Annotated in this window: 1 tRNA gene and 1 rRNA gene; both read right to left on the bottom strand. The window is 45.1% G+C overall.

The window, feature by feature from the left end:
• Positions 1-198: 198 nt before the first annotated feature.
• Positions 199-274, bottom strand: a tRNA-Glu gene (locus JG725_RS20585).
• Between the two features lie 216 nt (positions 275-490).
• Positions 491-556 (bottom strand): 16S ribosomal RNA (locus JG725_RS20580); the annotation flags it as partial.

Genomic DNA, 556 nt, shown 5'->3' with positions numbered 1-556 from the left:
ATAAATCAAGTCACGCTCGCGCTGCGATTATTTGAGAGACTCTGATACAACAAAATCATTACCCTTGCGGATAATGTTCAGCCGTATCGTTTCAATTTTCAGCTTGTTCCAGATTGTTAAAGAGCAATATCTTAAACACGACTCGTTAAAGTCATCTTTAAGATATTCGGTGATAATGTCTTTCACTCATTATCGCAATGGCGTCCCCAAGGGGATTCGAACCCCTGTTACAGCCGTGAAAGGGCAGTGTCCTAGGCCTCTAGACGATGGGGACACAAAAATTGTCAGCTACGCATGCGTGGCTATTTTTGTGTAAAGGCGAGATTTTTCCAGAAAAATCGAGCGCCATTGTGTTTTGTCACTGTACTCGACAGTTACACCCCCACGGCACTTCAGGAAACGTCCGCAACCTTCTACCGCAGGTTACCTTGCTCGTTATTTTCATCAGACAATCTGTGTGGACACTGCACAATCACTATCAGGCTTTTACTAAGGAGGTGATCCAACCGCAGGTTCCCCTACGGTTACCTTGTTACGACTTCACCCCAGTCATGAA

Source organism: Brenneria sp. L3-3C-1, from assembly GCF_016456245.1.
Taxonomy (GTDB): Bacteria; Pseudomonadota; Gammaproteobacteria; order Enterobacterales; family Enterobacteriaceae; genus Brenneria.
This window is presented reverse-complemented; position numbering and strand designations above follow the sequence as displayed.